This window comes from Staphylococcus simiae (genome assembly GCF_017357005.1).
In the GTDB taxonomy this organism is placed as follows: domain Bacteria; phylum Bacillota; class Bacilli; order Staphylococcales; family Staphylococcaceae; genus Staphylococcus; species Staphylococcus simiae_A.
This window is the reverse complement of the sequence record NZ_CP071589.1, coordinates 2,150,011-2,173,865: the sequence shown is the minus strand read 5'-3', so window position 1 is coordinate 2,173,865 and position 23,855 is coordinate 2,150,011. Positions and strand designations below refer to the sequence as shown.

Here is a 23,855-nt window from a genome sequence, read left to right as displayed (position 1 = left end):
TAACGGTAATTACATAAACGTATTTTGTTACTAAATGTTCACAACACATTACTTTTTCTTTTTAAAGTCGAGTGTTAAACTAGGAATAATTCGATAAATTGCTAAATTAGACGAGGTGTTACAAATGAATGGTATGGCTAATTCAATGTTAATCACAACTGATATTCAACGAAAATGGATTGATAAATTTGCGACGATTGCTGAACAATTTAAAGCGCGAGCAGCTTATAACGATCGACATAGTCATTTTCCATATGACAATATTCAATGGCTTATTGATGAAGGCTATACGTTATTAACATTGCCAAAAGCATATGGCGGTGAAGGTGCGACAATAGAAGATATGGTTATTTTGCAATCATTTTTAGGTGAGATTGATGGAGCTACTGCGTTATCTATCGGTTGGCATGTGAGTGTAGTAGGTCAAATTTACGAACAACGTTTATGGTCTGAAGATATGTTGCAACGATTCGCTCAGGAAGTGCGACATGGTGCTTTAGTTAATAGAGCGGTTAGTGAAGCGGAGACAGGAAGTCCTACACGAGGTGGAAGACCAAGCACGCATGCTGTTAAAAGTGGTGAAGGTTATATTATCAATGGTGTTAAAACATTCACATCAATGAGTAAGGCGCTAACGCATTTTATTGTGGGTGCGTATGTTGAAGAATTACATGGACTTGGCTTCTTTTTAGTACCTAAAGATGCACATGGTGTTGAAATTGCTGATAACTGGAATATGTTAGGAATGAGAGCTACTGAAAGTCATGATTTAATATTAAATGATGTTTTTGTACCTGCTGATCATTTTGTAGAGCAACAAAGAAGCACAGCACCTAATGGTTGGATATTACACATTCCAAGTTGTTATTTAGGAATTGCTCAAGCAGCACGTGATTATGCCGTAGACTTTGCACAGCACTATCAACCTAATAGCATAGAAGGAAGTATTGCGACATTACCAACTGTACAGCAGAATATTGGTAAAATGGAAAGTTTATTATTATCAGCCAGACATTTTCTCTGGAGCACTGCTAAAGGGTATGGACTTTACAAGGATGATAATCAAATTAGAAATGCAACATCTGCTAGTAAAGTGTTAGTCATGAATCAAGGTTTAGAAATTGTAGATTTGGCGATGAGAATTGTAGGCGCCAAAAGTTTAGAGATGGAACGACCATTACAAAGATACTATAGAGATATGCGTGCTGGATTGCATAATCCGCCAATGGAAGATGCAGTTTATACAAATATTGCCAAAAGTATTACCGGACAATTTGAATAATAATGTGTTGAAAGCTTGAAGTCAGTTATGATGATTCAAGCTTTTTATAATGTAATGAAGAATGGAAACGACCAGTCGAATATTTAAATGGATATGATTCTATTGAAGTGAGACATCTATTTTTGAATGACAGATGATATCAAATGATGAACGATGAATAGAGTTAAATGTTGGTTTCAAATGTTTAATTTTATTAAGAAATAATATTCAAAATAAGTGAAGCGCTTACCATTTTAATAGAAAAGTTTTGTCAAAATATATTTTATCAGTAAAAAAATATCATTTTTAGCTATTGTAAATTTATATGTAATCTAGTATACTTTTTAAGTAATTGATAACGATTTTCAATAGGAGGATATTATGAAAAAATTACTTTTACCATTAATAATATTGGTATTAGTGTTAGCTGCTTGTGGTAATAATTCAGATAAAGACAAGAAGGCAGACACTAAATCTTACAAAATGGATGACGGCAAAACTGTCGATATTCCAAAAAACCCTAAACGTATTGCAGTTGTAGCACCTACATATGCTGGTGGACTTAAAAAATTGGGAGCAAATATTGTTGCTGTTAATGAACAAGTGGATCAAAGCAAAGTCTTAAAAGATAAATTTAAAGGCGTAACTAAAGTTGGCGACGGGGATGTTGAAAAAGTTGCTAAAGAAAAACCAGACATGATTTTAGTATATTCTACTGATAAAGATATTAAAAAATATCAAAAAGTGGCTCCAACAGTAGTCATCGACTATAACAAACATAAATATCTTGAACAACAAGAAATGTTAGGTAAATTAGTTGGTAAAGAAGACAAAGTAAAAGAATGGAAAAAAGAATGGGAAGACACTACTAAAAAAGACGGCAAAGAAATTAAAGACAAAATTGGTGCCGACTCAACAGTGTCATTATTTGATGAATTTGACAAAAAATTATACACATACGGCGATAACTGGGGTCGTGGTGGCGAAGTATTATACCAAGCATTTGGTCTAAAAATGCAACCAGAACAAAAGAAAGCAACTGAAAAAGCTGGATTTGCAGAAATTAAGCAAGAAGAAGTTGATAAATATGGTGGTGACTACATCGTAAGTACAAGCGAAGGTAAACCAACACCTGGATATGAATCAACAAACATTTGGAAAAACTTAAAAGCTGTTAAAGATGGTCATATTGTAAAAGTTGAAGCTGGTACTTATTGGTATAACGATCCATACACATTAGACTTTATGCGTAAAGATTTAAAAGAAAAACTAATCAAAGCTGCTGAATAAGTTAAACAGTGATTATAATAAGTTGTAATTAGGATACTTAAAATTCCTGGTTACAACTTTTTTTATTACAAATATTGTGGGTCTTCTATTCTTCAGGACTGATTATATGTAAGTAGAAAATATTAAAAATATAAAATGATTTGAATCCGAGACATCTGAGCTACGAAAGCAATAGAGAAAAACTCTAAGTAAAGAATTTTACTATAATGCGAAAGTTGGCATGCGAAACTATCAAAAATATCAGTCCGATTTGGGGGACTCCTTTTTTATTGCAAGTATCTTGAGCTGTTTCGACGATAGTTATTGGTACATGTTATAGTTAATTAAAATCAATTAATAAAGGGGAATAATTATGACAGATGTATACTTTAATCATGATGGTGGCGTTGATGATTTAGTATCTTTATTTTTATTATTACAAATGGATGATATTCATTTGATTGGAGTTAGTACAATAGGTGCAGACTGTTATTTAGAACCTTCAGTTAGTGCATCGATAAAAGTGATTAATCGTTTTTCACATGAACAGATAAATGTTGCACCATCATATGAACGTGGTAAAAATCCATTTCCAAAAGATTGGCGTATGCATGCATTTTTCATGGATGCCTTACCAGTATTAAATGAACCTATACATAAAGAACGCAATGCGCTGGAAAGTGATAAAGAAGCATATCAAGATATCATTGATACGTTAAAGACTAATCCAAACAAGGTGACGTTATTATTTACGGGACCATTAACAGATTTAGCAAAAGCATTAACTGTAGATACAACCATTACTCAAAATATTGAAAAATTAGTATGGATGGGTGGTACGTTTTTAGACAAAGGCAATGTAGAAGAACCTGAACATGATGGTACAGCTGAATGGAATGCATTTTGGGATCCAGATGCTGTTAAAACTGTCTTTGAAAGTGACATAACTATCGATATGATAGCGTTAGAAAGCACAAACCAAGTACCTCTTACACTAGATGTTAGACAACGTTGGGCTAATGAACGTCAATATGAAGGTGTTGATTTTTTAGGTGTTAGTTATGCAGCAGTACCACCATTAACTCATTTTGTAACAAACTCCACATATTTTTTATGGGATGTACTGACAACAGCTTATGTAGGTAAACCTGAACTTGTACAATATGAGCATAAGTTAGTTGATGTTATCAACCATGGCCCTAGTCAGGGACGTACATTTGAAGTTTCACAGGGAAGACCAGTTAATGTGATTAATCATGTTGATAGAACGTCATTTTTCGATTACATCACTGAGTTAGCGAAAAAAGTTAAATAAGATAGTTAGCAGAAAGTCTATCTAGTTGTAATGTAAACTTTTCGTTTTTACAAGTTAACATTAATGCTATAATTATCTCTATATTACTAAGGAGATGACGATACATATGACAACCAAACAATTAGTTTACACAGCGTTAATGACTGCTATTATTGCTATACTTGGCCTTGTGCCGGGAATTCCTTTGCCATTTATGCCAGTACCCATTATCTTACAAAATATTGGTATCTTTTTAGCTGGAATTATTTTAGGACGTCGTTTAGGTGCATTAAGTGTTATCATATTTTTATTACTTGTCATTGCAGGATTGCCACTTTTATCAGGCGGACGTGGTGGAATTGCAGTCTTCGCTGGCCCAACAGTAGGATATCTTGTGCTATATCCTTTTGTAGCTTATTTTATAGGACTGGTGAGAGATAAATATTTACAACGAGTTAATTTTATCGTGTTGTTTATAGCTATTTTATTATTTGGAGTTGTAGGACTAAATATTTTAGGTACTATTATTATGGGGTTGATGATACATATACCGCTATCTAAAGCGTTGTTACTATCATTAACATTTATGCCCGGAGATTTAATTAAAGCAATTATAGCTAGTTTGATTGGTACTGCAATACTTAACCATTCTAGGTTTAAACAATTAATTAGGTGAGCCTGAGATAAAAAATATTTTACACTTAAAATTAAGCATTGAGTAGTAACTGTCTGGTTTTCAAAATGTTGATAAATCAACGTTTTAAAAACTTAGTCAGTTTTGTCGGGTGGATTACGACATAAATTTTATAAAAATTATGTCTACCCCACTCCATAAATCAAATGCTGTTTTAAGTACACATATTGATAAAGGTGGGGTTAACATGCAACAACTTTCGATGACAGATATATATCGTGAAGGAGAAATCTTTGAAGATACTGATGATTACGTTATTTATTTAATGCCTTCCTTCCCTTTAAAATATTATTGCAATACTTGGATTTATAAACGCACACCGACAATAGCTCAATGGCTGTCGGATATGGCAAGACAACAACAATTACATGATGCACAACAATCACATCATTTATCTTTTTATTTCCCGGAAAATGAATTGCTTGATGAACAATGGATGACATTGTTTAAAAATAAGGGCTTTCAATTAGGAGTGATGGAGTTATACGCGATTGAAAGTGAAACACTGCAACAATTACCAGTTAACAATAATGTAGAAATCAAAGTCGTTGATCAAACAACATTGGAAGATTATTTGCAGATACATTATCATTTTGCACAACCGTTTGGTGAAGCATTTGCTGAAGAAAGTTGCCAAAGTGTTAGACAACAATTTGCAGATGACCATATTACGCGTTTAGTGGCATATTTAAATGATTTACCAGTAGCTTCAGTAGATTTTATTGAAAATGAATCAACCATAGAAATTGATAGTTTTGGTGTGTTAGATGACTACCAAAGGCAAGGAATAGGCTCAACTATTCAAGCGTTCATCGGAGAATATGCTACGAAGCATGGTAACAAAACCATCATATTAGTTGCAGATGGGGAAGATACTGCTAAAGATATGTACTTAAAACAAGGATACGTATTCTTAAGCTTTGCTTATCATGTATTAAAAACGGATGTGACACAAAATGAGCGTACAGAAGAATAGCTAACATAAAAGGCGTGGTCCAGAAAACATTGTTGCATAACAAATTGTTTCTGGCTCACGCCTGTTCTTATGATTTAAATTTAAAATTTGTTAATGATACGTCATTTTGTTCTATGACGTCTTCGTCTTCTACAATACGTTCTGGATGACTATAAATATTGAAACCGCCATTTCTAATAAAACCAACAGCAGTAATATTTAAGTCATCTGCTAAAGTGACAGCTAAAGTTGTCGGTGCGGATTTAGATAAAATGACGCCGACACCTATTTTAGCAGCTTTGATTAAAATTTCAGACGAGATACGACCACTAAAAATAAGAACTTTATCGCGTACTGGAATATGTCTTTGAATACAAAAGCCATACAGTTTATCTAGGGCATTATGTCTACCTATATCTTGACGATGTTCGAAGAAATTATCGCCATCACTAATAGCAGCATTATGTAAGCCACCAGTTTGTTGATAAAGTTGACTTGCAGTTCGTAAGCGAGTCATCATATTAAATATTTGAGTTGGATTTAACTTGATTTTTGACATAGATGTTTTGGCAACTGCAGCATCGTTTTGAAAATAGAATTCACGACTTTTACCACAACAAGAAGCAATCATACGTTTTGTAGAGTATTCAAAACGATCTCCCAATGCTTTAGTTAACTCAACATGAGCAAATCCTTTACTATCATCAATCATGACTGATTTTAGTTCATCTCTTTTTAAAATTGCGCCCTCAGATGCTAAAAAACCAATTACCAACTCTTCAAGATTTGTTGGACTACAGATGACAGTGGCAAATTCTTCACCATTAACCATAATTGTTAATGGAAATTCAGTGACATATTGATCTGTAGTTTCATATAATTCACCGTTTTCATACCTAACGATAGGTTGCCCTGTAGATACATCTTCATTCATGATAATACTCCTTTAAAAAATAGCATAATATATATAATATACTAATTTACAAACAATTTTAATATATTTGCCTAAATAAAATTATATTGACCAGTTAATAATTGCAAAAGATTGAAAAAAATCACTCATTAAACTTGATCAATAAAAAATGTTGAACACAATTAGCAACAATATAAAAAATGTGTCAGTTATTCGAATATTGTTCAAAAATTCACACACATCTTTTAAAAATTTGTAATAAGTGTATAATTAAAATTGTAATAAATTTAAAAATGGTGGTTGTACACATAATGAAAATGAAACATATTTTAGCTTTAGTGATGGCATTATGTATCGTTCTTGCAGGTTGTTCTAGTTCAAATGACAGTAAGGATAGTAAAAAAGAATCATCTGATAATGGTAAAAAACAAGAAATGCAAATTTCTGCAGCAGCTAGCTTAACAGATGTAACGAAAGAACTTGAAAAAGAATTCAAAAAAGATCACAAAAATGTTGATATTAAATTCAACTATGGTGGTTCTGGTGCATTGAAAAAACAAATTGAATCCGGTGCATCTGTAGATGTATTCATGTCAGCAAACACTAAAGATGTTGATGCTTTGAAAGATAAAGACAAAGCACATGATACATACAAATATGCAAAAAACAGCTTAGTATTAATTGGAGATAAAAATGCTGATTTGAAATCTGTTAAAGATTTAAAAGGTAACGAAAAATTAGCGCTTGGTGAAGAAAAAACTGTACCAGCTGGTAAATATGCTAAACAATATTTAGAAGATAATAATCTTTATGATTCTGTAAAAAATAAAATTGTTTATGCTAAAGATGTTAAACAAGTATTAAATTATGTTGAAAAAGGAAATGCTCAAGCAGGTTTCGTTTATAAAACTGATTTATACAAACAAAACAAAAAAATTGATTCTGTAAAAGAAATTAAACAAGTAGAACTTAAAAAACCAATCACTTATGAAGCAGGAGCTACATCTGATAAGAAATTAGCTAAAGAATGGATGGATTTCTTAAAATCAGAAAAAGCTAAAAAAATCTTAAAAGATTATCATTTCGCAGCGTAAGGAGTTGTAATCCATGCCTGACTTAACATCCTTTTGGATATCGATACGTGTCGCAGTCATTAGTACAATTATTGTTACTATCATTGGCATTATCATCTCTAAATGGTTGTATCATCGTAAAGGGCATTGGGTTAAAGTTCTTGAAAGTATATTGATATTACCAATTGTCCTACCACCGACAGTCCTTGGGTTTATATTACTTATTGTATTCTCACCAAGAAGTGTAGTAGGGCAATTCTTTGCTAATATTTTACACTTACCCGTAGTGTTCACTTTGACAGGTGCAGTTATTGCATCTGTCATTGTTAGTTTTCCATTAATGTATCAACATACAGTGCAAGGATTTCGTAGCATCGATACTAAAATGCTTAATACCGCAAGAACAATGGGCGCTAGTGAGCTGAAAATATTTTTTAAGCTCGTATTACCACTTGCCAAGCGTTCAATTCTAGCTGGTATTATGATGAGTTTTGCACGTGCACTTGGTGAATTTGGTGCTACCTTAATGGTGGCAGGTTACATTCCTAATAAAACGAATACGTTACCTTTAGAAATTTACTTCTTAGTAGAACAAGGTAGAGAAAACGAAGCATGGTTATGGGTATTAGTATTAGTTGCATTCTCTGTTGTAGTTATCTCAACGATTAATTTATTAAATCGAGATAAGTATAAGGAGGTCGACTAAATGTTAACAATTAAACTTAAATATCAATTAAAAGATACTTTAATCAATATCGATATAGATGATACAACACCGAAAATTTATGCTGTACGAGGTCCTTCTGGTATTGGTAAAACTACAGTACTCAATATGATTGCAGGACTGCGTCAAGCTGACGAAGCTTTGATAAAAGTAAATGGACGACTGTTAACTGATACTAACAATAAAGTCAATGTTAAAATACAACAACGCCATATTGGCTATTTATTCCAAGATTATCAACTATTTCCTAATATGACGGTTTATAATAATATTACTTTTATGGCTGAACCATCTGAGCATATTACTAATTTGATGAAAACATTAAATATTGAACATTTAGTAAATCAATATCCTATGACATTATCTGGTGGTGAATCACAACGTGTAGCATTAGCGAGAGCATTAAGTACTAAACCTGATTTAATCTTATTAGATGAACCATTTTCTAGTTTAGATGATGCTACTAAAGATGAAAGTATCACATTAGTACAACGTATTTTTGATGAATGGAAAATTCCTATCATATTTGTGACGCATTCAGATTATGAAGCTAAACGAATGGCTCATGACATTGTTAATATTGGACACCGAAGATAATATAAATGTCTTGGGGACGTTATGATCGTGATTAAGAGGTTAGAACGTATTAAAATTTTGAAGTTGTTCACTTCTATAGAAATTTTAATGATGTTTTAGCCTTTTTTTAAGCGCAATTTTTGTTAGTCAATGGTGGGAGCCTTATAATAGAGTTAATGACATGATAAGAAAGGAAACTTAATGTGAATCAAGAGCGCTATTCAAGACAAATATTATTTAAACATATTGGTGCAAAAGGACAACAACAAATTAACCATAAACATGCATTAATTATTGGAATGGGGGCTTTAGGGACACATTTAGCAGAAGGTCTTGTTAGAGCTGGTATTGGGAAACTTACCATTGTAGATCGAGATTATATTGAATTTAGTAATTTACAACGACAAACATTATTCACTGAACAAGATGCGCTCAAAATGATGCCTAAAGTAGTAGCTGCTAAATCTCATTTGGTTGACATACGACATGATGTTGAGATTGATGCATATATTGAACATGTTGATTATTATTTTTTAGATACGCATATCCATGATGTGGATGTTATTTTAGATGCTACTGATAATTTTGAAACGAGACAACTCATTAATGATGTAGCTTATAAATATCATATTCCTTGGATATATGGTGGGGTTGTTCAAAGTACGTATATAGAAGCAACATTTATCCCTGGACAAACACCATGTTTTAACTGTTTGGTTCCTCAGTTGCCAGTGTTGAATTTAACATGTGATACGGTTGGCGTGATACAACCAGCTGTAACGATGACGACAAGCTTACAATTAAGAGATGCATTAAAAATACTAACACAGCAACAGATTGATACTAAAATTACATATGGTGATATTTGGGATGGGACACATCATTCTTTTGGTTTTAGTAGAATGCAACGACCTACATGTCAAACGTGTGGTGAAAATCCAACATTTCCGTATTTACAAAGTGGCGAACAAAGTTATGCCACATTATGTGGTCGAGATACTGTACAATACGAAAATAAAGCCATTACACATGATATGTTAATTCAATTTTTAAATGAACATCAATTAAACTATCGGAGTAATCAATATATGGTGATGTTTGAATTTAAAGGACATCGTATTGTTGCCTTCGAGGGTGGACGCTTTTTAATTCATGGTTTAAATCGTGTAACAGATGCCACGCATTTAATGAATTTATTATTTGGTTAAGGAGAGATTAACATGGGTGAACATACTAACGTCAAATTGAATAGACAAGTGAAAGCAGCAGTATTAACAGTCTCCGATACTAGAGATGTTGATACAGATAAAGGCGGACAGTTAGTTAAACGTTTATTACAAGAAGATCAAGTGATTATTGCTGATCACCATTATCAAATCGTCAAAGATGATAAAGCATTAATTACAACACAAATAGAAGAATGGCTTGCTGAAGATGTAGATGTCATTATTACAACTGGTGGCACTGGTATTGCCCAACGTGATGTTACAATTGAAGCAGTTAGACCATTGCTTACTAAAGAAATAGAAGGTTTTGGAGAGTTATTTAGATATTTGAGTTATACAGAAGATGTAGGTACAAGAGCTTTATTATCTAGAGCAGTGGCAGGTACAGTTAATAATCAACTTATCTTTTCATTACCTGGTTCAACAGGTGCTGTTAAGTTAGCAATAGAAAAGCTCATCAAACCAGAATTAAATCATCTAGTTCATGAGCTAACAAAATAGTAATTGAATTAATTAGAACGGTGGTAGTCACCGGATTTACCACCAGATTTACTTTCAAGATAAGTTTGACCGATAATCATACCTTTATCGACAGCTTTAGTCATGTCATAAATTGTTAATGCTGTTACAGAAGCAGTTGTTAAAGCTTCCATTTCAACACCAGTTTTACCGGTCGTAGACACTGTTGCTTCAATATTTAATATATAAGATGTTGGTGCTTGTGACGTGTCCCAGCTGAATGAAACATCTATGCCAGTTAATGGTAATGGATGACACATAGGTATAATCGTTGCAGTATTTTTAGCTGCCATAATACCAGCAATTTGTGCAGTATTAAGTACATTACCTTTAGCTGCAGTGTTAGTGACGATTTGATGATAAATGACATCATTAACAATGATACTGGAATGTGCAATTGCAGTTCTTTTAGTAATAGTTTTATTTGATACATCAACCATTTTTGCATGACCTTGTTGGTTGATATGAGTAAATTCAGACATTTTTACCCCTCCTAGTTAATCTAGTATAGCATGAAAAAATAAATTTTTTGGAGATGATTTTAATGGTAGTAGAAAAAAGAAATCCCATTCCAGTTAAAGAAGCTATCGAACGTATCGTTAAACAACAAAGTTCTATGGAGACATTGACTGTGTCATTAAATGATAGTTTAGGTCATATTTTAGCTGAAGATATTGTGGCAACATATGATATTCCGAGATTTAATAAATCTCCATACGATGGTTTTGCTATTCGTAGTCAAGATTCAGCGAATGCCAGTGGTCAACATCGTGTTGAATTTAAAGTCATCGATCATATCGGGGCAGGATCAGTTTCAAATAAAATTGTAGGAGATCATGAAGCGGTTAGAATTATGACAGGTGCACAAGTACCTGAAGGCGCTGATGCTGTCGTGATGTTTGAACAAACTATCGAACAAGAGGACACTTTTACAATTCGTAAACCATTTGCTAAAAATGAAAATATTTCATTAAAAGGTGAAGAAACAACGACAGGTGATTTAGTACTTAAGAAAGGTCAAACAGTTAATCCAGGTGCCATCGCTGTCTTAGCAACATATGGCTATACAGAGGTTAAAGTTGTTAAGCAACCTAGCGTAGCTGTGATTGCAACTGGTAGTGAATTACTTGATGTAGCTGATGAATTAGAAGAAGGTAAAATTCGAAACTCTAATGGGCCAATGATTAAAGCGTTAGCCGAAAAAATTGGACTTGAAGTTGGTGTTTATCGTACACAAAAAGATGACTTAGCTAGTGGTATTCAAATCGTTAAAGAGGCCATGTCTGAACATGATATTGTCATAACGACAGGTGGTGTTTCAGTAGGAGACTTTGATTATTTACCAGAAATTTATAAAGCCATCGGAGCTGAAGTACTATTTAATAAAGTTGCTATGCGTCCGGGTAGTGTAACAACTGTGGCTTTTGCACAAGGTAAATATTTATTTGGTTTATCTGGTAATCCATCAGCGTGTTTCACAGGCTTTGAACTATTTGTTAAAACAGCTGTCAGACACATGTGTGGTGCGCTAGAAATGTATCCACAAATTATTAAAGCAACATTAATGGAGGATTTTACTAAAGCTAATCCATTTAGTCGTTTTATTAGAGCTAAAGCAACGTTAACAACTGCTGGTGCGACAGTAGTACCTTCTGGTTTTAATAAATCTGGTGCAGTAGTGGCTATAGCACATGCTAATGCTATGATTATGTTGCCTGGAGGTTCACGTGGTTTTAAAGCAGGTCATACTGTTGATGTCATTTTAACGGAATCTAACGCTTATGAAGAGGAATTAATGCTATGATTTTGCAAATTGTAGGTTTTAAAAATTCTGGAAAGACAACGTTGATGGAACATATGGTGTCATTTTTAAAATCTCAAGGCTACACAGTAGCAACGATTAAACATCATGGTCATAGTCAAGAAGATATTGCTTTACAAAGTGATGATGTTGACCATATGAAACATTTTGAAGCAGGTGCAGATCAAAGTATTGTTCAAGGTACCAATTTTCAACAAACTGTGACACGTCATAATAAACAAAATCTTACTCAAATTATTGAGAAATCTGTTACAATTGATACCAATATCATTTTAGTTGAAGGTTTTAAGCAAGCTGATTACAACAAAGTGATAGTTTATAAAGATGAGCAACAACTTAGAGAATTAGAGCAATTATCTCATATTTGTTATAGCATCAATATTTGGGAGACGAAAGATTTTACAACATTTGATGAGTGGCTTTTAAATAGAATCAAAATAGAGGGTTGAAATGAATGAAACAATTTGAAATTGTAACAGAGCCTATTCAAACAGAACAGTATCGTGACTTCACGCTGAATGAATGTCAGGGTGCTGTTGTCGTGTTTACCGGGCATGTTCGAGAATGGACTAAAGGTGTTAAAACGGAATATTTAGAATATGAAGCTTATATTCCAATGGCTGAAAAGAAATTAGCTCAAATTGGTGATGAAATATCTAGACAATGGCCTGGGACGATTACAACAATTGTCCATAGAATCGGACCATTGCAAATTTCTGATATAGCAGTGTTAATTGCGGTATCATCGCCACACCGTAAAGATGCCTATCGTGCGAACGAATACGCTATTGAACGTATTAAAGAAATCGTTCCTATTTGGAAAAAAGAAATATGGGAAGACGGTTCAGAATGGCAAGGGCATCAAAAAGGAAGTTATGAAGAAGCGAAGAGGGGGGAATAAATATGAAGATACTTTACTTCGCCGAAATTAAAGAGTTGATACAAAAAGCAGAAGAAAATATTACATTTGAGCAAGCAGTAAGTGTACAACAATTTGAAAATTACTTATTTGGACGTTATCCACAAATAGATAATAAAAAATTTCAAGTAGCAGTTAATGAAGAATTTGTTCAAAAAACAGATGTGATTCAACCTAATGATGTTGTGGCTTTAATTCCACCGGTTAGTGGAGGTTAAACCATATATGATAGCTATTATATTAGCAGGAGGTCATTCGACAAGATTTGGTCAGCATAAAGCATTTGCGACGATACAAGGTGAAATGTTTTATCAACGTATCATTAGAGAATTAGAAGCGACCAACATGTTTAATGACATTGTCATTAGTACCAATGATCAAATCAAATCATTATTTAACTATGATCAGATTGTTGTAGATGATGAAGAGCATAAAGATAAGGGCCCATTAGCAGGAATTTATACAGTGATGACACAATATCAAGATGCAGAGTTATTCTTTGTTGTGTCAGTTGACACGCCAATGATTACTGGTAAAGCAATTAGTGAATTGTATCAGTTTTTAGTGTCACATCTTATTGATGATCATCTAGATATTGCAGCATTTAAAGAAGATGGTCGCTATATACCAACGATTGCATTTTACAGTCCGAATGCTATGTCAGCAATAAGTGAGGCACTGCATTCAAATGATTACAGCTTTAAAAATGTCTATAAACAGCTATCAACGGATAGTTTGGATGTTAAAGCAGTTAATTCACCAGATTATTGGTATAAAAATATTAACTATCAACAAGATTTGGACTCTTTGAATAGAATAATATAAGTAATAAGGAGGTCCATAAATGGTAGAACAAATTAAAGATAAATTAGGGCGTCCCATACGTGATTTAAGATTATCTGTAACGGATCGATGTAATTTTAGATGCGATTATTGTATGCCAAAAGAAATTTTTGGAGATGATTATGTCTTCTTACCTAAAGATGAATTGCTAACATTTGATGAAATGGTCAGAATTTCTAAAGTATATGCCCGATTAGGCGTTAAAAAGATACGTATCACAGGTGGAGAACCGTTGTTAAGACGTAATTTAGATCAACTGATTGCACAATTAGTTCAAATTGAAGGTATTGAAGATATTGGTTTAACAACCAATGGTTTATTACTTAAAAAACATGGCCAAAAATTATATAATGCTGGCTTAAGACGAATTAATGTTAGTTTAGATGCTATTGATAATGAAGTATTTAAAGCACTTAATAATAGAAATATTAAAGCAACAACCATTTTGGAACAAATTGATTATGCAGTATCAATTGGCTTTGACGTTAAAGTTAACGTTGTTGTTCAAAAAGGTGTGAATGATGATCAAATTATTCCTATGTTAGAATATTTTAAACATAAAGATATTGAAATTCGTTTTATTGAATTTATGGATGTTGGTAATGATAATGGATGGGATTTTAGTAAGGTCGTATCAAAAGACGACATGCTATCTATGATTGAACAACATTTTGAAGTGGCACCAGTAGAGCCTAAATACTTTGGTGAAGTGGCAAAATATTATCGACATCAAGATAATGGTGTTAAATTCGGCTTGATTACAAGTGTCTCTCAATCATTTTGTTCAACATGTACACGTGCACGTTTATCATCAGATGGTAAATTCTATGGTTGTTTATTTGCAACGGTTGATGGATTTAATGTTAAAGAATTTATGCGTTCTGGTGTGACAGATGAAGAATTATTAGAACAATTCAAAGCTTTATGGCAAGTTAGAGATGATAGATATTCCGACGAACGTACAGAACAAACAGTAGCTAATCGTCGACGTAAAAAAATCAATATGAACTATATTGGTGGTTAAGTATTGATACTTGAATTATGTTTTTAATAAATAAAGCTAATATGTTGTTAAAACTCAGTAGTCGCAATGACTGTTGAGTTTTTTGTTTGTGTGGACTGTGTAATTCGTTTTTTTGACTGATTAATTAAGGTTCTCTTCCAAATTGGACTGATACATAGTTATTCATTTTTTATTTATCAATCTTGAAAAATAGAGAACTTTAATTAAATGTAAATTTAAATTATTAAAAATTTCAGTCCCATTGGTTAGAGAATCACTTTATATGGTTGGGAATTATTAATAGAGTTTAAGAAAATAGAGAACTTGCTAAAAAAATATATGTTAATAAAGTTATCTATTTTTTAGAACTATAAAGTTATGAATTTATGGACGAAATACATATACAATTTAAGATGATATACCGATAAATAAATAACTAGTTGTTCAAAAGATATAAATATCAACAAGATATAGTCGACAATTTAATATTTAAAATAGATAAGATGCATAAAATGTTATATAATAAAAATAAGAAATTTTATTATAATATGAATTACACACATCTAAGAATTGACATAGGAGGCATCATATTATGAGTAATAAAGTTCAACGTTTCATATCAGCTGAAAGAGAATTAAGTCAATTAAAGCACTGGCTTAAAAGTACTTATAAAATTTCTATCGAGGAATTTGTAGTATTATTTAAAGTATATGAAGGACAAAAAATTAGTGGTAAAGAATTGAGAGATACACTTCATTTTGAAATGTTATGGGATACAAGTAAGATAGATGTCATTATCCGTAAGATTTATAAAAAAGATCTTATTTCAAAATTACGTTCTGAAACTGATGAAAGACAAGTATTTTACTTCTACAATGCAACTCAAAAGAAATTATTAGATAAAATCACGAAAGAAATTGAAGCTTTAAGCGTCACTAATTAATATAAAAAGGATGTTTACATGATTTAGACTCAAGTACGGGGACAATGTGTCTAAAGGTCATTGTAAACATCCTTATTTTTTAGTATTTTTCATGGTCAATGGTTAATAAGTTGATGCTTTAACTTTACGACCATGAATGAGGAAGTAGACGATCAATGTAATTAAGCCAAGTAAGGCCATTAACCCATAAATTTGGCTATAACTAAATATATGAGTAATTAATCCAAGTAATGATGGACCAAAACCAACACCAGCATCTAACCCAACGAAAAAGGTTGAAGTAGCTAAACCGTATTTAACTGGTGGAGACACTTTAATAGCTATCGCTTGCATAGAAGAAGATAAATTACCATAGCCAATTCCTAAGGCAGCGCCAGCTATAAATATCATCCAACCTTGGAAACTGAACATTAAACATATGAACGATATAATTAATGCAATAAATGCAGGATAAACAACGATATTTTCATTTTTAGCATCCATTAATCTACCAGCAAGGGGACGTGTAATTAATGATGTGATGGCAAAGAATATAAAGAAATAGCTTGCGGCCGTCACCAACTGACGTTCAACGGCAAACGCTTGTAAATACGTTAGTACGGATGAATAAGTAATACCGACTAATAACATGACGATGGCAACAGGTATTGCTTCACTAGCAATAAAATTGTGTATACTCCATTTAGATTTACTTGTTTGTTGTGTTGTGGCAGTTGGCTCAGATGTTGTATCAAAGTCAACTTTGATAAAGAATGACATCACGAGACCTAAGCAGCCTAATATGACACAAATAATGAATAATAAAGTAATTGGATAATGTGTAATTAATAACATACCAAAGAATGGACCTATTGCTGTACCGAGAACTAAGCTTAATGAAAATAAACTAATACCTTCACTTTTTCTTGTAGCTGGAGTAACGTATGCAGCGATTGTACCTGTTGCAGTAGTTACCATAGCCGTAGCGATACCATTAATTAATCTAACGAAAATGAGAAAGCTTAATGATCCAGGTATAAAATATAATAGTTGCGTAATAATTAAACAAATAAGTCCTATTAATAGTAATCGTTTTGGACCTACTTGGTTAACAAACTTACCAGATGCAAAACGTCCTATTAGCGATCCGACAATAAACAATCCGACAACTAATCCAGCTAAAGAATCAGAAGCGTGATATTCACTTATGCTATATCCAGCAATAACTACGAGTAATAGATACATGCATAAATAAACAACAAAATTAATTAAAAAGTTAGTATTAAAACTTTTGGTAAATATTGGATCTTTAATTGATGAATGTTCAGTCACTTTGTTCTCCTCCTAATAATGTTGAATGAATTTTATTCATAATGGTAATGGTTTGTGCCATTTCTTCATGTGTAATATCAGTTTGTTGGGTAATTGAATGTTGTAACAATGTTATATCTTGATGCACAGCTGTATATAAATCTTGACCAGAGATAGATAAACTTAATAATTTTTGACGTTTATCTGCTTTACTAGAATCGACATTCAAATAACCATAATCGATTAATGCTTTGATGGTTTTTCTAGCAGTTGGTTTCTCAATGGCACGTCTATGTGAAATTTCAACGAGTGTCGTAGGTTGATGTTTGGCGATATCTCGTAATATAAGCCATTGACCATAGTAAATTTGATGCTTTTCTAAAATAGGTTCAGCTAATTTTAAATAAGGTCGATAAACAGTAACGAAACTATTGAAAAAATCATGTTCTAGCATAGTGAAACTCCTTTTAGTTAAATAGTTAGCTAGGCTAACCTTTTTAGCGACAAAAATAATTATAAGACTTGAAATCATTTATTTCAATAGTTGCATACTTTAAAAATGTATAATGAGAAAAATATTTGTTATTTTGTTAGACTAAGCGTAAGGATAAATATTGGGGGATTATATTATGACGTTGAAATTCGATCATATTATTCATTATATTGAGCAATTAGAGCACTTTAACTTTCCAGGAGATATTTTAAAATTGAAATCTGGTGGCAATCATCATAAATACGGTACATATAATAAAATAGCATATATTAATGACAACTATATAGAACTATTAGATGTCGAAGATAATGAAAAATTAAAAAAAATGGCTAAAACATCTGAAGGTGATGTCGCATTTGCTACACAAATTGTGCAAGAGCAATATGAACAAGGGTTTAAAAATATATGTTTTAGAACAGATGATATTGCTAATGTAAAACAAAGATTAGATGATAGTGGTGTTGAAAGTGTAGGTCCGATTTCTATGGAAAGAGAAGGGAAAAAGGGTAACAAAGTTAAATGGCAATTACTTTATATTGTTAATAATGATGAGGAAGGTGTCAAACCGCCATTTTTCATTCAGTGGGATGATACGGATGCTGTAAGACATGACAAATTAAAAGATAAATTTCAAACTAACTTTTCAATTGAAATGATTACTATAAAAAGTTGTCAAAGACAACAGACCGTAACAAACTTTCAACAATGGTTTGATTTAGACATTGTTGAAAGCACAGATACCTATACGGATTTAATTTTAAAAACAGATGATATTTACATTAGAATTGAAGATGGCAAACAATCAAAATACCATGCATTACTCATTAAAGATAATCAAGCTAATATGCCGTTTTCGATTTTTATCAGAGGTGCTGTTTATAAATTTGAACCATTAGTATAAATAGGTATATGCACTATGTGCAATTACTATTAAATGGCTAGTAGCCAAAATAACAGACATAATCGCTAAAACATGATTAAAACGATTTGATTTTATTAAGATGAAGAATATTGAAATAACTAATGTGAAAAACGCGATAATTAATCTAATACTAAAATAGTTAATAGATAAAGTCTCTGTCATGGAAACAAAAATAGCAATGATATTTATTAAAATAAATAAACTTAGTAATATACGTCTCATTGATAACACCTCATTAAAAGAATGACACAATTATAACAAGTTAATGTATTTCAGGAAACAAATGTCACTTGTTACTAATGTAGTGTATTTGAGCAAATTTTTAGCATGATTTGTATCAAAGGACGAATGAAGTTGGCAGAAATGGTGACAAAGATTTGATAATAAATAACAGTAATGAGTTTCTATTAATGAAGAAGAGTCTTTATCGACACTGTAGCTTAGACAAGGTATAATATACATTATTGTTAAACATAGAAGGAGATATCATAAATCATGGAAAAGATGCATATCACTAATCAAGAACATGACGCATTTGTAAAATCTCATCCCAATGGTGATTTACTACAATTGAGCAAATGGGCTGAAACAAAACAATTAACAGGATGGTATTCTAAACGTATTGCTGTTGGAGAAAATGGTGAAGTTAAAGGTGTAGGGCAATTACTATTTAAAAAAGTACCTAAATTACCATACACATTATGCTATATTTCACGAGGGTTTGTTGTTGATTATAATGACAAAGAAGCATTACAAGCATTATTAGATAGTGCGAAAGAAGTAGCGAAAGCTGAAAAAGCATATGCCATTAAAATAGACCCTGACGTAGAAGTAGAACATGGAACAGCAGCATTGCAGAATTTAAAAGCGTTAGGCTTTAAACATAAAGGATTTAAAGAAGGTTTATCAAAAGATTATATTCAGCCACGTATGACAATGATTACTCCTATAGATAAATCTGATGATGAATTATTAGAAAGTTTCGAACGTCGTAATCGTTCTAAAGTAAGATTAGCATTAAAACGAGGCACAACTGTAGAGCGTTCAGACAGAGAAGGTTTGAAAACATTTGCTGAATTAATGAAGATAACTGGTGAACGTGACGGTTTCTTAACTCGTGATATTAGCTATTTTGAAAATATCTATGACGCATTACATGAAGATGGCGACGCAGAGCTATTCTTAGTTAAGCTCGACCCAACTTCAAATTTACAAAAAGTAAACCAAGATATTGCTGATTTAAATGACGAAATAAAAAAATGGGAAAAGAAAAAAGAAACATCAGAAAAGCAAGCTAAAAAAGCACAAAATATGATTAAAGATGCGCAAAATAAAATTGCTAAAAATGAAGATTTAAAACGTGATTTAGAAGAACTTGAACGTCAACACCCAGACGGCATTTATTTATCGGGTGCACTATTAATGTTTGCAGGTGCTAAATCGTATTACTTATATGGTGCGTCTTCTAATGAATATAGAGATTTCTTACCTAACCATCATATGCAATATACAATGATGAAGTATGCACGTGAACATGGTGCAACAACTTATGACTTTGGCGGTACAGATAATGATCCTGATAAAGATTCTGACCATTATGGTTTATGGGCATTTAAAAAAGTTTGGGGCACCTATTTAAGTGAGAAAATTGGTGAATTTGACTATGTGTTAAATCAACCATTATATCAATTAATTGAACAAGTTAAACCACGTTTAACAAAAGCTAAGATTAAAATTTCTCGTAAATTAAAACGTAAATAATAAATGAACAATACATCTGAGCGCTATACAAATGATTGCAAGCGTTCAGATTTTTTAATAATGCTTAAAATATGGGAGATAAGAAAGAAAATTATAAATTGAAAAGAGGTACTTGTTAGCAATGATAAAAAAATTATTGCAGTTTTCACTAGGGAATAAATTCGCCATATTTTTAATGGTCGTATTGGTTATTTTGGGCGGTGTTTATGCTAGTACGAAGTTAAAATTGGAATTGCTTCCAGATGTACAAAATCCAGTCATTTCTGTACAAACGACAATGCCAGGTGCTACACCACAAAGTACGCAAGATGAAATCAGTACTAAAATAGATGATCAAGTTAGGTCATTAGCTTACGTTAAAAATGTTAAAACACAATCGATTCAAAATGCTTCAATTGTAACTGTTGAGTATGAAAATAACACGGACATGGATAAAGCAGAGGAACAACTCAAAAAAGAAATCGATAAGATTAAATTTAAAGATGAAGTTGGAGACCCAGAATTAACACGAAACTCTATGGATGCTTTTCCAATTTTAGCGTATTCATTTTCAAATAAAGATGCAGATTTAAAAACAGTAACTAAAGAGCTAAATGATACGTTAATTCCTAAGCTACAAACTATAGATGGTGTACAAAACGCTCAATTAAATGGTCAGACAAATCGTGAAGTGACACTTAAATTTAAACAATCCCAATTAGAAAAAAATGGTTTGACTGCGGAAGATGTAGAAAATTATTTAAAGACAGCTACAAGGCAAACACCATTAGGTTTATTCCAATTTGGGAAAACAGATAAATCTATTGTTGTAGATGGTCAATTTACATCAGTCAATGCACTGAAAAATATTGATATACCACTGAATATTGCAGGAAGTCAGTCACAAAGTAGTGATGATAGTAAAGAAGATAACTCTGCAATGTCAGAAGTTAATCAATCCTCAGGTTCGAAATCATCTCAAGCGGCTATGCCTAGCTCAAATTCAAGTAGTATGCCAACAATTAAGTTGAAAGATATTGCAGATGTATCAGTTGGGGACGTTAGAACTTCGATTTCGAAAACAAATGGAAAAGATGCAGTGAATTTACAAGTTTTGAAATCACAAGACGCTAATACCGTTCAAGTAGCGAAAGATGTTCAGAAAAAAGTTAATGAATTTGTCAAAGATAACAATAATTTGAAGGCTACAAAAACAATGGATACTGCCAAACCTGTTGAAGATTCGCTTTATACAATGGTTGAAAAAGCAATTCTTGGTACAATTGTAGCTATCATAGTTATACTACTTTTCTTAAGAAATATTCGTACTACAGCAATATCTGTTGTTTCTATACCACTGTCATTATTAATGGCCTTAATTGCTTTAAAATTGAGTGATGTATCGTTAAATATTTTAACTTTAGGGGCATTAACTGTAGCGATAGGACGTGTGATAGATGACTCTATTGTAGTAGTAGAGAATATCTATAGACGATTATCTGATCCTAACGAATCGATGAAAGGACAGAATTTAATTATTAGTGCAACTACAGAAGTATTTAAGCCAATCATGTCATCGACATTAGTGACAATTATTGTCTTTTTACCACTTGTATTTGTTTCAGGCTCTGTTGGTGAGATGTTTAGACCATTTGCTTTAGCCATCGCCTTTAGTTTATTAGCTTCATTATTAGTTTCTATCACTTTAGTTCCAGCATTAGCTGCTACTTTATTCAAAAAAGGTGTGAAACATCGTCAAAATGGTCAACAAGAAAAATTAGGTATTGTTAGTAAAAGTTATAAAAAAGTCCTAGCATGGTCGTTGAATCATAAATGGTTAGTTATTATTATTAGCACGATTATTTTAGTACTAACGATAGTGATTGGAGGACCTAGATTAGGAACAAGCTTTATCTCTTCTGGTGATGATAAATTTTTAGCAATTACCTATACCCCTAAACCTGGTGAGACACAACAAGCTGTATTAAATCATGCCAAGGATGTTGAAAAATATTTACAACATAAAGATAAAGTGAAAATAGTACAATACTCTGTTGGTGGACCAAGTCCAGTAGATCCAACTGGTAGTACTAACAGCATGGCTATTATGGTTGAGTATGATAATGATACACCGAACTTTGATGAAGAACCTGATAAAGTATTGAAACATGTAGATAGTTTTAAACATCCAGGAGAATGGAAAAATCAAGATCTAGGTACAGGTGCTGGTAATAGCTCTGTAGAAGTAACTGTCAAAGGCCCTTCGACTGATGATATCAAAGGTACAGTTAATAAAATTGAAGAAAAAATGAAAGACATCAAAGGATTAGCAAATGTAAAATCTGATTTATCACAAACATATGATCAATATGAAGTGAAAGTAAATCAAAATAAAGCAGCTCAAAATGGTATTTCAGCTGCACAATTAGCAATGAATTTAAATGAAAACTTGCCTGAAAAAACAATTACTACTGTTAAAGAACAAGGTAAGACAATTGATGTTAAAGTGAAACAAAATAAGGCTACAGATTGGTCTGCAAAGAAACTTAACAATATTGAATTGAAGAAACCAACAGGTGGAACAATTAAGTTAAGTGATATTGCATCACTTGAAAAGACAACAACGCCAAGTAAGTTAACACAAGAACAAGGTGATTATGCAACTACCATAACAGGTAAAGTAATTAATAAAGACGTTGGTGGTACAACTAGAGATGTGATGTCACAAGTCAATCATCTAGATAAGCCTAATAATGTCAAAGTAAATGTTGGTGGTGCGAATGATGATATTAACAATGCAATTACTCAATTAGTATTTGCTATGATCGCTGCAATTATTATCGTTTACCTTATCTTAGTAATTACATTTAAAGGTGGCTTAGCACCATTTACAATATTATTCTCATTACCGTATACAATTATCGGTGTGATTATTGCATTATTAATTACAGGAGAAACGATTTCTGTACCAAGTTTAATTGGTATGCTCATGTTGATCGGTATTGTTGTAACGAATGCGATTGTATTAATAGATAGAGTGATAAATAATGAACGATATGGTATGGAGATGAAAGACGCATTAATAGAAGCAGGTGGTACTAGAATTAGACCGATCTTGATGACAGCAGTGGCAACAATTGGTGCATTAATACCATTATTATTTGGACAAGATAGTTCAATCTTAATCTCTAAAGGCATGGCAGCTACCGTTATTGGTGGATTAATATCTTCAACCATTCTAACTTTAGTTGTAGTTCCAGTTATTTATGAAATTTTATTCACTTTAAAAAATCGAATAACACACCGACACACAAAATAAAAGTTGGAAAATAAAATAAGACAGTATAGTATTTGATAAGTGTAAAAATTCAAAGAA

25 protein-coding genes are annotated in these 23,855 nt (G+C 32.3%); 20 read left to right on the top strand and 5 right to left on the bottom strand.

Annotated features, from left to right (window positions below; translation table 11 throughout):
• Positions 1 to 124: 124 nt before the first annotated feature.
• The 5 genes from J3R86_RS10105 to J3R86_RS10085 all read left to right on the top strand — a co-directional run bounded on the left by J3R86_RS10105 (position 125) and on the right by J3R86_RS10085 (position 5,494).
• Positions 125 to 1,282 (top strand): acyl-CoA dehydrogenase family protein, encoded by a 1,158-nt coding sequence (locus J3R86_RS10105; RefSeq protein ID WP_207517168.1) that lies wholly within the window; start codon positions 125 to 127, stop codon positions 1,280 to 1,282.
• 360 nt (positions 1,283 to 1,642) lie between these two features.
• Positions 1,643 to 2,551, top strand: coding sequence for an ABC transporter substrate-binding protein (locus tag J3R86_RS10100; protein ID WP_207517167.1), 909 nt, complete (start codon positions 1,643 to 1,645; stop codon positions 2,549 to 2,551).
• 349 nt (positions 2,552 to 2,900) lie between these two features.
• Positions 2,901 to 3,845 carry a nucleoside hydrolase gene (locus J3R86_RS10095; RefSeq protein ID WP_207518550.1) on the top strand — a complete coding sequence of 315 codons (945 nt, stop codon included), beginning with the start codon at positions 2,901 to 2,903 and terminating at the stop codon, positions 3,843 to 3,845.
• Between the two features lie 106 nt (positions 3,846 to 3,951).
• The gene (locus J3R86_RS10090; RefSeq protein ID WP_207517166.1) at positions 3,952 to 4,500 is read left to right on the top strand and encodes a biotin transporter BioY; all 549 of its coding nucleotides are present in this window, start codon (positions 3,952 to 3,954) and stop codon (positions 4,498 to 4,500) included.
• Positions 4,501 to 4,705: 205 nt separating this feature from the next.
• Entirely contained in the window at positions 4,706 to 5,494 is a 789-nt protein-coding gene (locus tag J3R86_RS10085; protein WP_207517165.1) for a GNAT family N-acetyltransferase, read from the top strand.
• 67 nt (positions 5,495 to 5,561) lie between these two features.
• On the opposite strand, the gene fdhD is transcribed toward J3R86_RS10085, so the two are convergent.
• Positions 5,562 to 6,407, bottom strand: coding sequence for a formate dehydrogenase accessory sulfurtransferase FdhD (gene fdhD, locus J3R86_RS10080; RefSeq protein WP_207517164.1), 846 nt, complete (start codon positions 6,405 to 6,407; stop codon positions 5,562 to 5,564).
• A 290-nt stretch (positions 6,408 to 6,697) separates the two neighbouring features.
• On the opposite strand from fdhD, the gene modA reads away from it, so the two are divergent.
• From modA to J3R86_RS10055, 5 genes are all read left to right on the top strand, one after another.
• The gene (gene modA, locus J3R86_RS10075) at positions 6,698 to 7,480 is read left to right on the top strand and encodes a molybdate ABC transporter substrate-binding protein (protein WP_207517163.1); all 783 of its coding nucleotides are present in this window, start codon (positions 6,698 to 6,700) and stop codon (positions 7,478 to 7,480) included.
• 13 nt (positions 7,481 to 7,493) lie between these two features.
• Entirely contained in the window at positions 7,494 to 8,165 is a 672-nt protein-coding gene (gene modB / locus J3R86_RS10070) for a molybdate ABC transporter permease subunit (protein WP_207517162.1), read from the top strand.
• Positions 8,166 to 8,780, top strand: coding sequence for an ATP-binding cassette domain-containing protein (locus J3R86_RS10065; RefSeq protein WP_207517161.1), 615 nt, complete (start codon positions 8,166 to 8,168; stop codon positions 8,778 to 8,780).
• Between the two features lie 182 nt (positions 8,781 to 8,962).
• On the top strand, positions 8,963 to 9,967 hold the full coding sequence (locus J3R86_RS10060) for a ThiF family adenylyltransferase (RefSeq protein WP_207517160.1): 1,005 nt from the start codon (positions 8,963 to 8,965) through the stop codon (positions 9,965 to 9,967).
• 12 nt (positions 9,968 to 9,979) lie between these two features.
• Positions 9,980 to 10,486 (top strand): MogA/MoaB family molybdenum cofactor biosynthesis protein, encoded by a 507-nt coding sequence (locus tag J3R86_RS10055; RefSeq protein WP_207517159.1) that lies wholly within the window; start codon positions 9,980 to 9,982, stop codon positions 10,484 to 10,486.
• Positions 10,487 to 10,494: 8 nt separating this feature from the next.
• Here the strand turns inward: J3R86_RS10055 and moaC are convergent, their stop codons facing one another.
• Positions 10,495 to 10,986 carry a cyclic pyranopterin monophosphate synthase MoaC gene (moaC, locus tag J3R86_RS10050; RefSeq protein WP_207517158.1) on the bottom strand — a complete coding sequence of 164 codons (492 nt, stop codon included), beginning with the start codon at positions 10,984 to 10,986 and terminating at the stop codon, positions 10,495 to 10,497.
• Between the two features lie 62 nt (positions 10,987 to 11,048).
• On the opposite strand from moaC, the gene J3R86_RS10045 reads away from it, so the two are divergent.
• From J3R86_RS10045 to J3R86_RS10015, 7 genes are all read left to right on the top strand, one after another.
• Complete coding sequence (locus J3R86_RS10045; RefSeq protein ID WP_207517157.1) at positions 11,049 to 12,308, top strand: molybdopterin molybdotransferase MoeA; 1,260 nt, start codon at positions 11,049 to 11,051, stop codon at positions 12,306 to 12,308.
• Entirely contained in the window at positions 12,305 to 12,775 is a 471-nt protein-coding gene (gene mobB, locus J3R86_RS10040; RefSeq protein WP_207517156.1) for a molybdopterin-guanine dinucleotide biosynthesis protein B, read from the top strand. Before J3R86_RS10045 ends, mobB begins: the two co-directional genes overlap by 4 nt.
• 5 nt (positions 12,776 to 12,780) lie before the next feature.
• Positions 12,781 to 13,227 carry a molybdenum cofactor biosynthesis protein MoaE gene (locus tag J3R86_RS10035; protein ID WP_207517155.1) on the top strand — a complete coding sequence of 149 codons (447 nt, stop codon included), beginning with the start codon at positions 12,781 to 12,783 and terminating at the stop codon, positions 13,225 to 13,227.
• 2 nt (positions 13,228 to 13,229) lie between these two features.
• Positions 13,230 to 13,463: a molybdopterin converting factor subunit 1 gene (moaD, locus tag J3R86_RS10030; RefSeq protein WP_207517154.1), complete on the top strand. Its 234-nt coding sequence runs from the start codon at positions 13,230 to 13,232 to the stop codon at positions 13,461 to 13,463.
• Positions 13,464 to 13,470: 7 nt separating this feature from the next.
• Positions 13,471 to 14,070, top strand: a complete 600-nt coding sequence (gene mobA, locus J3R86_RS10025) for a molybdenum cofactor guanylyltransferase MobA (RefSeq protein WP_207517153.1) — start codon at positions 13,471 to 13,473, stop codon at positions 14,068 to 14,070.
• Positions 14,071 to 14,089: 19 nt separating this feature from the next.
• A complete protein-coding gene (gene moaA, locus J3R86_RS10020) occupies positions 14,090 to 15,112 on the top strand; it encodes a GTP 3',8-cyclase MoaA (RefSeq protein WP_207517152.1) in 1,023 nt (340 codons plus the stop codon).
• A gap of 571 nt (positions 15,113 to 15,683) precedes the next feature.
• On the top strand, positions 15,684 to 16,034 hold the full coding sequence (locus J3R86_RS10015) for a SarA family transcriptional regulator (RefSeq protein WP_207517151.1): 351 nt from the start codon (positions 15,684 to 15,686) through the stop codon (positions 16,032 to 16,034).
• 102 nt (positions 16,035 to 16,136) lie between these two features.
• On the opposite strand, the gene J3R86_RS10010 is transcribed toward J3R86_RS10015, so the two are convergent.
• Both J3R86_RS10010 and J3R86_RS10005 read right to left on the bottom strand, forming a co-directional pair.
• Positions 16,137 to 17,345, bottom strand: coding sequence for an MFS transporter (locus J3R86_RS10010; RefSeq protein WP_207517150.1), 1,209 nt, complete (start codon positions 17,343 to 17,345; stop codon positions 16,137 to 16,139).
• Positions 17,338 to 17,778: a MarR family winged helix-turn-helix transcriptional regulator gene (locus J3R86_RS10005; RefSeq protein ID WP_207517149.1), complete on the bottom strand. Its 441-nt coding sequence runs from the start codon at positions 17,776 to 17,778 to the stop codon at positions 17,338 to 17,340. The genes J3R86_RS10010 and J3R86_RS10005 overlap by 8 nt, the downstream gene beginning before the upstream one ends.
• A 175-nt stretch (positions 17,779 to 17,953) precedes the next feature.
• Here J3R86_RS10005 and J3R86_RS10000 point away from each other — a divergent pair, with 175 nt between their 5' ends.
• Positions 17,954 to 18,718, top strand: a complete 765-nt coding sequence (locus tag J3R86_RS10000) for a VOC family protein (protein WP_207517148.1) — start codon at positions 17,954 to 17,956, stop codon at positions 18,716 to 18,718.
• On the opposite strand, the gene J3R86_RS09995 is transcribed toward J3R86_RS10000, so the two are convergent.
• Entirely contained in the window at positions 18,710 to 18,961 is a 252-nt protein-coding gene (locus tag J3R86_RS09995) for a hypothetical protein (RefSeq protein WP_207517147.1), read from the bottom strand. The two genes, J3R86_RS10000 and J3R86_RS09995, sit on opposite strands and share 9 nt — an antisense overlap.
• 273 nt (positions 18,962 to 19,234) lie before the next feature.
• Between J3R86_RS09995 and J3R86_RS09990 the strand changes: the two genes are divergently transcribed.
• Together J3R86_RS09990 and J3R86_RS09985 are read left to right on the top strand one after the other, a co-directional pair.
• Complete coding sequence (locus J3R86_RS09990) at positions 19,235 to 20,500, top strand: lipid II:glycine glycyltransferase FemX (RefSeq protein WP_207517146.1); 1,266 nt, start codon at positions 19,235 to 19,237, stop codon at positions 20,498 to 20,500.
• Between the two features lie 121 nt (positions 20,501 to 20,621).
• Positions 20,622 to 23,798, top strand: coding sequence for an efflux RND transporter permease subunit (locus J3R86_RS09985; protein WP_207517145.1), 3,177 nt, complete (start codon positions 20,622 to 20,624; stop codon positions 23,796 to 23,798).
• Positions 23,799 to 23,855 lie beyond the last annotated feature (57 nt).